Annotated in this window: 7 protein-coding genes and 2 tRNA genes; 7 read left to right on the top strand and 2 right to left on the bottom strand. The window is 55.4% G+C overall.

Annotation, left to right across the window (positions count from 1 at the left end; translation table 11 throughout):
- Positions 1-87: 87 nt before the first annotated feature.
- Both RQ738_RS12390 and RQ738_RS12385 read right to left on the bottom strand, forming a co-directional pair.
- A complete protein-coding gene (locus tag RQ738_RS12390) occupies positions 88-531 on the bottom strand; it encodes a hypothetical protein (protein WP_314165556.1) in 444 nt (147 codons plus the stop codon).
- Positions 532-780: 249 nt separating this feature from the next.
- Positions 781-1,680, bottom strand: a complete 900-nt coding sequence (locus RQ738_RS12385; protein WP_314165555.1) for a helix-turn-helix transcriptional regulator — start codon at positions 1,678-1,680, stop codon at positions 781-783.
- Between the two features lie 224 nt (positions 1,681-1,904).
- Here RQ738_RS12385 and recA point away from each other — a divergent pair, with 224 nt between their 5' ends.
- The 7 genes from recA (at position 1,905) to RQ738_RS12350 (ending at position 9,027) form a co-directional block, all read left to right on the top strand.
- Complete coding sequence (recA, locus tag RQ738_RS12380; RefSeq protein ID WP_314165554.1) at positions 1,905-2,972, top strand: recombinase RecA; 1,068 nt, start codon at positions 1,905-1,907, stop codon at positions 2,970-2,972.
- Between the two features lie 150 nt (positions 2,973-3,122).
- Positions 3,123-3,566 (top strand): regulatory protein RecX, encoded by a 444-nt coding sequence (locus RQ738_RS12375; protein WP_314165553.1) that lies wholly within the window; start codon positions 3,123-3,125, stop codon positions 3,564-3,566.
- Positions 3,567-3,570: 4 nt separating this feature from the next.
- Entirely contained in the window at positions 3,571-6,207 is a 2,637-nt protein-coding gene (gene alaS, locus RQ738_RS12370) for an alanine--tRNA ligase (protein ID WP_314165552.1), read from the top strand.
- A 148-nt stretch (positions 6,208-6,355) separates the two neighbouring features.
- Positions 6,356-7,576 (top strand): aspartate kinase, encoded by a 1,221-nt coding sequence (locus RQ738_RS12365; protein WP_314165550.1) that lies wholly within the window; start codon positions 6,356-6,358, stop codon positions 7,574-7,576.
- 227 nt (positions 7,577-7,803) lie between these two features.
- Complete coding sequence (csrA, locus tag RQ738_RS12360; protein WP_314165549.1) at positions 7,804-7,998, top strand: carbon storage regulator CsrA; 195 nt, start codon at positions 7,804-7,806, stop codon at positions 7,996-7,998.
- Positions 7,999-8,374: 376 nt separating this feature from the next.
- Positions 8,375-8,465 (top strand) — tRNA-Ser (locus RQ738_RS12355).
- Positions 8,466-8,950: 485 nt separating this feature from the next.
- Positions 8,951-9,027: transfer RNA gene (locus tag RQ738_RS12350), tRNA-Arg, on the top strand.
- Positions 9,028-9,422: the final 395 nt, after the last annotated feature.

Raw genomic sequence — 9,422 nt, 5'->3', positions numbered from 1 at the left:
ACAATGTGTTATCGAATCTAAATCCCCTCACCCTAACCCTCTCCCGAAGGGAGAGGGAATTAACGGGACAGCAGTGTTTTCATTTATTCATTTAAATCTATCAATGTATAGATATTCGTATGTCGATTGTTCATCAATGACATATCTCTTTCCATAAAGCCTGAATAATCCCGAGGTGTCTTCAGGCAATTCCTGACGGTTACTGCACCAGCCAACTTTAAACCTGATCATATCCAAATCCTTATCGGCACCTTTTTCCCAGCTCTTGATCTTGAAAGTGAAGCTCGCGAAGTCCTTGAGAAGAGGTTCGCCCTGGGGATCGTGAATGATATTTTCGATGCTCCCGATAGCAACCCAATCGGACACTGCTTCACACATTTTCGACGAAAACCGAGAATCCTCGAAACAAGGAGAGGGCGGACACGTCTTTGTCGCCAATGCATAGGCAGGCAGGAACAGGGCCATCAGAGCGAGTAAGAATTTCATTTTTATCATGCTGACCTCATTTTTTTGGGAGAGGTTTGGTTTCATTTTCGTCCAGGTGTGCCAGATGGTTGCTTTATGACAAACAGGATAGTTTTTTATTACGGTTATTAGTGGCCTGTATAGCTCAATCTGGCTTTATTTATTCTACAAGGTCAAGATTAACGCATGGAACTTCGTTACCGCGATTTATATGTGTCTCTGCGTGATGTGCAACCTTGGGTTCGGCGGTATGGGTCTGCGTAGTTGTTTAGCATGGGCGTGTCGGCTTACGCCATCGCGGATAGCTAAGCCGACCTACAAAAACGCCCAGCCGGCAAACGGCTCGATCTCGTCACGGTTCACCAGCACCAGCTGGTAGGCATTCGGGTTCATGGAGTGATCCACCGTTGTGTCCACCGACAGGCGATGCAGCATGTAACCGACCAGTGCATGCCTGACCTCCAGTTCGATGACATCACCTTGCGCATTGTAATCCACCAACAGGCTTTCACGCTTGCGTGCATCCAGCTTCGGGTGCGGGGCGAGCTGCAGCGTGGCGAGCTCTACCCAGTCATCGTCATACATGAGGTTGGACTCGGCCTCGCTATCGAGCAGTTCGGCGGCGACGATGCGCGAGAGCACGAAGTCACGGAAGTCATAGGTATCGAGGTTGTAGGCGCGCACGTGCCAGCGTAGCCCGGTGTTAACGAGGGAGTGCGGTTCGATGACGCGGCTGTCTTCGGCCTCGCGGTCCGAGAGGGACTTGTAACCGATGCGTACCTGGCGGTGCTGCTTGATGGCGCGGATGATGGGGGCGCAGACCCCGGCAGCGGGCAGGCGGGTCGGCAGTGGCAGTGCTTCGACCGGGATGCCATATATGCTTTCTTCACCGCCACGGTCAGCAGCGCCACCACTCGTGGCCAGGTTAGTGGCAATCATCGGCAGCACCACCTCTGGGGAGAGGTCGGCAAACAGGGGCTGGAAGCTGGCGGTTGGCACAAAGCCGAACACGCTGTGGCGGTAGGCGAGGTTATCCGGGGCCTGTTCGCTGTAGGCCTTCAGGTCCTTGGTGGCGGCGGCATCGGAGAGGCCGAAGGTTCTGGCCACGTCACTGCGGCTCACCAGGCCGGTATAAAAGGCCATGATCTCTATATATTGGAACCGTTGGCGGACGGCCCATTTGACCTCGGCGGGGGATTTGTAGCGACTTGCCATGCTAACTCCATTGAATTTACAGGGAATTATAGCGCCTGTGACGCATATATAAAGGATCTGATTAAAAAATATGACAAAGTATAAAATAACTAGGTGGTAAAAAGTATTGACACAGTGAAAAGTATAGCCTAGTCTCTCATGCAACAGGTGAGGGACGGCCTCATCACGAACTGACAAGACTGATTTGAAAAGGTCACCACCGATCGATGCACAGGAGAAACAACATGGCGAATACAGCAGAACAGAAGAACAAGGCACTCAGCGCCGCACTCGGCCAAATCGAAAAGCAGTTCGGCAAGGGCTCGGTCATGCGCCTTGGCGATGAAGGCGTGAGCCGGGATATCGAGGCCATCTCGACCGGTTCCCTGGGGCTGGATGTCGCCCTCGGTATCGGTGGCCTGCCGAAAGGCCGCGTGGTCGAGATCTACGGCCCGGAATCATCCGGTAAGACGACCCTGACTCTGCACGTAATCGCCGAGGCACAGAAGGCCGGTGGCACCTGTGCCTTTGTGGATGCCGAGCACGCCCTCGACCCGAGTTACGCCGAGAAACTCGGTGTGAATGTCGATGACCTGCTGGTCTCGCAGCCGGATACCGGCGAACAGGCACTGGAAATCACCGATATGCTGGTGCGCTCCAGTGCCGTGGACGTGCTCGTGATCGACTCGGTCGCCGCGCTGACGCCAAAGGCTGAAATCGAGGGCGATATGGGCGACTCGCACATGGGCCTGCAGGCCCGCCTCATGTCGCAGGCGCTGCGCAAGCTGACAGCCAACATCAAGCGTTCAAACACGCTGGTGATCTTTATTAACCAGATCCGGATGAAGATCGGCGTCATGTTCGGCAACCCCGAGACCACCACCGGTGGTAATGCGTTGAAGTTTTACGCCTCGGTGCGCCTGGATATCCGCCGCATCGGCGCCATCAAGAAGGGTGACGAGGTGCTCGGCAACGAGACCCGCGTCAAGGTCGTGAAGAACAAGGTCGCGCCACCGTTCAAACAGGTGCAGTTCGATATCCTCTATGGTGAGGGGATCTCGCACTATGGCGAAATCATCGATATGGGCGTGCTTCAGGGCATTGTCGACAAGGCCGGGGCCTGGTACAGCTATAACGGTGAACGTATCGGCCAGGGTAAGGACAATGTGCGTAACTTCCTGAAGGAGAACCCGGATATGGCGAACGAGATCGAGGAACAGATCCGTGCCAGGTTGCTGCCGCCGAAGGTCAAACCGGCCAAGCCAGCCGCTGCTGAAGATGACGATGTGCTGGAAGAAGATGTCGAAGCCTGAATATCCGGCTGAAAGTTGAATAAAAGGGGTGCTGATGCACCCCTTTTGCATTCCTTAGGCTCTGCCACATGGATGTGGGCAAGCCACTTTAAGTCATTGTCCGGCTAGGCTAAAATACGCGCCTGGCTGTGGGGTTCGAGGCCAATTGCGATGTATGATAAAGCACTCCGCTCAGCCGCCAATATGCTCGCCCGGCGCGAACATTCGGAGTTTGAACTGACGCGCAAGCTGCAACAGCGAGATTTTCCCGCTGACGTCATTGATAAGGTGATCGCCGCGCTGATTGCGGATCGCCTGCTGAGTAACGAGCGTTACGCGGAAAGTTATGTGCGCATGCGCAGCGCCAGGGGCTATGGCCCGGTGCGCATTCGCCTGGAAATGCAGGAACGCGGCGTCGAAGAAGTACTGATAGAAACGTACCTGGACGATGCCGATATTGACTGGTCCGGCCTCGCCCGCGAGGTGCGGGTAAGGAAATTTGGGGAAGAACCGCCGGCGGCGTTTGAACAACGTGCCAAACAGATGCGGTTCTTGCAATACCGGGGCTTTTCCCACGCGCAGATGAATGCGGCACTAAAAGGGTTGGATGATTAGAACGATGATGAGCACGAATGACATTCGTCAGGCTTTCCTGGAGTATTTCCAGACGAAGGGCCATGAAATAGTCGCCAGCAGCCCGCTGGTGCCGGCCAATGATCCGACCCTGCTGTTTACCAATGCCGGCATGGTACAGTTCAAGGAAACCTTCCTTGGTCATGAAAAGCGTCCTTATGTGCGGGCCGCGAGTGTGCAGCGTTGCGTGCGCGCCGGCGGCAAGCACAACGACCTGGAAAACGTCGGCTACACGGCGCGGCACCATACCTTCTTTGAAATGCTCGGCAACTTCAGCTTTGGTGACTACTTCAAACGCGACGCCATTAAATACGCATGGGAGTTTCTTACCGAGGTCATCAAGCTGCCGCCGGAGCTGTTATGGGTCACGGTGTATGAAACCGATGATGAGGCCTACGACATCTGGGCAAAAGACGTGGGATTACCGGCCGAACGCATTCTCCGTATCGGTGACAAGCCGGACGGCGGCTCGGACAACTTCTGGCAGATGGGTGACACCGGCCCATGTGGCCCTTCCTCGGAAATCTTTTACGACCATGGCCCGGACGTGCCGGGCGGCCTGCCGGGTACGCCGGAAGAAGACGGAGATCGCTACATCGAGATCTGGAATCTTGTCTTCATGCAATATGACCGTGACAGTCAGGGCAAGCTGACGCCGCTGCCGGCGCCCTCCGTGGATACCGGCATGGGCCTTGAGCGGCTGGCCGCGATTCTGCAAAACGGGCACGAAAACTATGACATCGACCTGTTCCAGAACCTGCTCCGTGCGGTAGCCAAACTCGTCGGCACCGATGATCTGAAGCAGGCCTCCTTGCGCGTGATCGCCGATCACATTCGCGCCTGCAGTTTCCTCATTGTTGATGGCGTTGTGCCTTCCAACGAGGGCCGGGGCTATGTATTGCGCCGGATTATTCGCCGCGCCATCCGCCATGGTTACAAGCTCGGCATTAGCGACACCTTCTTTTATAAACTGGTTGGTCCGCTGTGTGACGAAATGGGGGATGCCTATCCGGAACTGCCCGCCGCCCGCGAACAGGTCGAGCGCATTCTGCGCAATGAAGAGGAACGCTTTGCCGAGACCCTTGAACAGGGCATGAAGATCCTCGAGGCGGCCATTAGTGAACTAAAGGGCACGGTGATCCCCGGCGAGACCGTGTTCAAGCTTTATGATACCTATGGTTTCCCGTTTGACCTCACCGCCGATATCGCGCGCGAGCACAACCTGACGCTTGATACCGAGGGTTTTGAACGGGAAATGAATGCCCAGCGGGAACGCGCCCGCGCCGCTGGCAAGTTCCACACCACGGATAACGGCGAATTGAAGCTGGATGTCAGCACACCGTTTACCGGTTATGAACACCTTGTTGAAGATACAAAGGTCATCGCGCTGTTCCATGATGGTCAGCGGGTCGATAGCCTCGAGACCGGGCAGGAGGGCATCGTGGTTCTGGAGCAGACCCCGTTCTATGCCGAATCCGGTGGCCAGGCCGGTGATATCGGCGTGCTCAAGGAAACGGGTATCAGCTTCAAGGTCACTGATACACAGAAGGTCGGCAGCGAGACGATTTTGCATATCGGCAAGATGTGCGCCGGTGCCCTGGCGGTTGGCGATACGGTCACCGCCGAGGTGGATATGGCGGCGCGCCAGGCCACGGCGCTGAACCATTCCGCTACCCACCTCATGCACGCGGCCCTGCGCCAGGTGCTGGGTGAACACGTGACCCAGAAGGGCTCGCTGGTCAACACCGAACGCCTGCGCTTTGACTTCTCGCACTTTGAGCCGCTGACAGCAGAGCAGCTAAGTAAGGTCGAAGACCTGGTCAACGAGCAGATTCGCGCCAACCATGCCGTGGACACCCGGCTCATGGCGATTGATGATGCCCGCGCCTCCGGCGCCATGGCCCTGTTCGGCGAGAAATATGCCGACGAGGTGCGCGTGCTGAGCATGGGCGACTTTTCCATCGAGCTTTGTGGTGGCACACATGTGAAACGCACCGGTGACATCGGCGTGTTCAAGATCATTAATGAAACCGGGATCGCCGCCGGCATCCGCCGCATCGAGGCAGTAACCGGGCCAGGGGGGCTGAAGCGCATTGCCGAGGACGAGACGCGTCTCGATAACATCGCGAAGTTGCTCAAGGGCAACCGCGAGGATATTGATGACAAGGTCGCGCAGTTACTCGACCGGCAGCGCAAGGTAGAAAAAGAACTCGAACAATTAAAAGCCAAGCTGGCCACTTCGGCTGGCACCGACCTGGCGGCGCAGGCCGTCGACGTCGGCGGCATCAAGGTCCTCGCCGCGCGTCTTGACGGTGCCGATGCCAAGGCCCTGCGCGACACCGTCGATCAGCTAAAGAACAAGCTCGGCACGTCGGCTGTCATCCTCGGTGCCGCCGAGGGCGACAAGGTGACGCTGATCGCCGGGGTCAGCAAGGATGCCACTGACCGTATCAAGGCCGGGGACCTCGTCAACAGCGTTGCCCAACAGGTCGGCGGTCGTGGTGGTGGTCGTCCGGACATGGCCCAGGCCGGCGGCAATGACCCGGCGGCACTGGATGGGGCATTAGATTCGGTCGCGGCATGGGTCAAGTCGCTCATAGAATCCCTTCGGGCTTCATCATGAGTACCTCACCCATTTCCAATGGGTCGAGGCACAAATCGGTGCCTGAACGAGCTAAAGTCCTTTATATCCATTAAGGTTTCGTGTTTAATCTTCGCCGCTGAATTATTCCAGCGGCGCGTCCTTATAACGGGTTCGAGAACAGGCAGACATGGCACTAATCGTACAAAAATATGGTGGCACCTCGGTGGGTAGCGTTGAGCGCATCCAGGCCGTCGCCGATCGTGTGATCAAGGGTCGTGATGCCGGCGATCAAATGGTCATCGTCCTGTCCGCCATGAGTGGTGAAACCAATCGCCTGCTCGAACTTGCCGCCGGCGTCAGTGATCGCCCGAGCCCGCGCGAACTGGACGTGCTGCTCTCCACCGGCGAGCAGGTGACGATTGCCCTGTTGAGCATGTGCCTGGAGGCGCGCGGTTACCCGGCCCGTTCCTATACCGGCAGCCAGGTGCGCATCCTTACCGACAGTACCCACAACAAGGCGCGCATTATGGATATCGACGCCGTCCGCGTGCGTGCCGACCTTGATGCCGGTCGCGTCGTTGTCGTCGCCGGCTTCCAGGGCATCGATGAACACGGCAATGTCACGACCCTCGGGCGTGGCGGATCCGACACCACTGCTGTGGCCATGGCCGCGGCACTGGCGGCCGACGAGTGCCAGATTTACACTGACGTCGACGGTGTCTATACCACTGACCCGCGTGTGGTCCCGACTGCCCGCCGTCTGGAGCGCGTCACTTACGAAGAAATGCTCGAAATGGCGAGTCTCGGTTCCAAGGTCCTGCAGATCCGCTCGGTCGAGTTTGCCAGCAAGTACAATGTGCCGCTGCGTGTGCTGTCGTCATTTGATGACAGCGGGCAGGGCACCTTGATCACCTCCGAGGAAACAAGCATGGAACAACCGGTTATTTCAGGCATCGCCTTCAATCGTGACGAGGCCAAGCTGACCATTCTGGGTGTGCCGGATCAGCCTGGTGTCGCCTCCAAGATCCTGGGGCCTATCGCGGATGCCAATATTGAAGTGGATATGATCGTGCAGAACGTCGCCGCCGACGAGACCACCGATTTCACCTTCACCGTGCACCGCAATGAATTCAAGCGTGGCATGGAAGTACTTGAGCAGGTTGCTCGGGATCTCGCGGCCCGCGAAGTCAAGGGCGACGATAATATCGTCAAGGTTTCCCTGGTCGGCGTGGGCATGCGCTCCCATGCGGGTATCGCCAGCAAGATGTTTTCGACCCTGGCACAGGAAAATATCAATATTCAGATGATTTCTACCTCGGAAATCAAGGTGTCGGTGGTCGTGGATGAGAAGTATCTCGAGCTCGGCGTGCGTGCACTGCACCAAGCCTTTGATCTGGAACAGGATTAAAATATTAGAAAAGCCCATATACCTGTACAAATTATGATTATAGAATAAGCGCATAATAAAAAAGTGCCAGGGCAGGCAAAACGATCGGGAGAGGTGACGGCATATTGCCGTTAAAAAGGAGTATCACGGGGATAAAGTTTCGACTTTGCTGAACGATATAGAAGGCGGGTTCGGAAAAAGGATGACTCAACCAGTTGTTGTAATGGTTCTATCAGGAGAGCGGTAAGATGTTAATTTTGACAAGACGTGTCGGCGAAACGCTGATTATCGGTGATGATGTCACCGTAACCGTACTGGGTGTAAAGGGTAACCAGGTACGTATCGGTGTGAATGCCCCCAAGGATGTCAGTGTGCACCGTGAGGAAATCTACGAACGCATTCAGCGTGAGAAAGATGAACCTGCACCTACGGTAGCCGAGTAAGTTGTATTTCCCGGATTTTTCGGGGTGGGCGACAAGCGATTTCGTTAATTATCGCGTTTAATAAGCCAGGCTGACAAAAAAGCCTCGACCAATTGCCGGTCGGGGCTTTTTGCTTGCGCCTTAACCCTATATAATACGGCCCCTGCTGCGGTGATATGCCGAGGCAGGAAGAACGCAAAAGAAAGAATTGGAGAGCTGGCCGCACCAAGAATCCCTTCGGGCTTCATTAGGCTGTCTCACAGAATCCTTGTAGGATTCATTGTGAGTACCCTACACCTCTGGTGTCAGGGCAACCTCCGCTCCGGCAAGTGGCTCCATTTTATATTGGATGCGATGGAGTAGTTAGAGCCGGTTAAAATTGATAGTTAGAGTTTTTGGAGAGCTGGCCGAGTGGCTGAAGGCGCACCCCTGCTAAGGGTGTATAGGCTTATACCCTATCGAGGGTTCGAATCCCTCGCTCTCCGCCATACACAAAACCGCCCACATGGGCGGTTTTTTGTTTATAAGGGAGGGATTTGAACCCTCGATGAATATAAAAAGCCGGTTCGACAAATTTCCACAAGGCCGGGTAGGCCGCCGGGGAGATTTGAACAGCGGAGCGTTCTTTGCGACGCTGGCCCCGAAGGGGTGAGGCTCGAAGAGCCGAATAATCCCTCTTCTCACAGAACCCCAGGGGGTTCATTGTGAGTACCCTACACTTTCAGTGTCAGGGCATCCGCCATACACAAAACCGCCCACATGGGCGGTTTTTTGTTAATACGCCGTCATCGGCGCAGGCCGGAATCTAAATCACATAATGTTTATTCAGTTTCTCTGGATACTGGCATACGCCAGTATGACGGGCTTGTTTCATGTAGCTGGCGAGGAGGCCGAACCCTCTAAATTCAGCCTACATTAGAATGATCTAATCTTGACTGTATAGCGGATTCCAAGGATAATGCTCCGCTCCTAAGCGCCTGTAGCTCAGCTGGATAGAGTACCTGGCTACGAACCAGGCGGTCGGGCGTTCGAATCGCTCCAGGCGCGCCATACACACAAAAGCACCTCCCTTGCGGAGGTGTTTTTGTTTGTGCGCCTGAAGATGACTTTTAGAACGCTCGACATCAGAAAGCCGCGTTCGACTAGCCGACGAAGTCGGCGCAGAACGGCCGAAGGCCGGCCCGTAGGGCGAGGACGTAGTCCGAGTAATCGCTCCAGGCGCGCCATATAAGACAAAGGCTTACGTTTAACGACGTATACTCTCGGGTATACTTTTAATGTCTCTATATCTTCTATAAACAGCGTCTAATTTTTCCTTCAGCTCTATGTTGAGAGCTTAATTCATATAGCCTGCTTATCTTTAATATTAGCGGCTCTTCCCCAGATGTGGTGGGTAAGATTTACCGTATAACACCATCAGGATAAAGATCCAGTCCGCCAAGGTG

It is taken from the genome of Sulfuriflexus sp. (assembly GCF_032250955.1).
Lineage (GTDB): Bacteria > Pseudomonadota > Gammaproteobacteria > AKS1 > AKS1 > Sulfuriflexus.
This window is presented reverse-complemented; position numbering and strand designations above follow the sequence as displayed.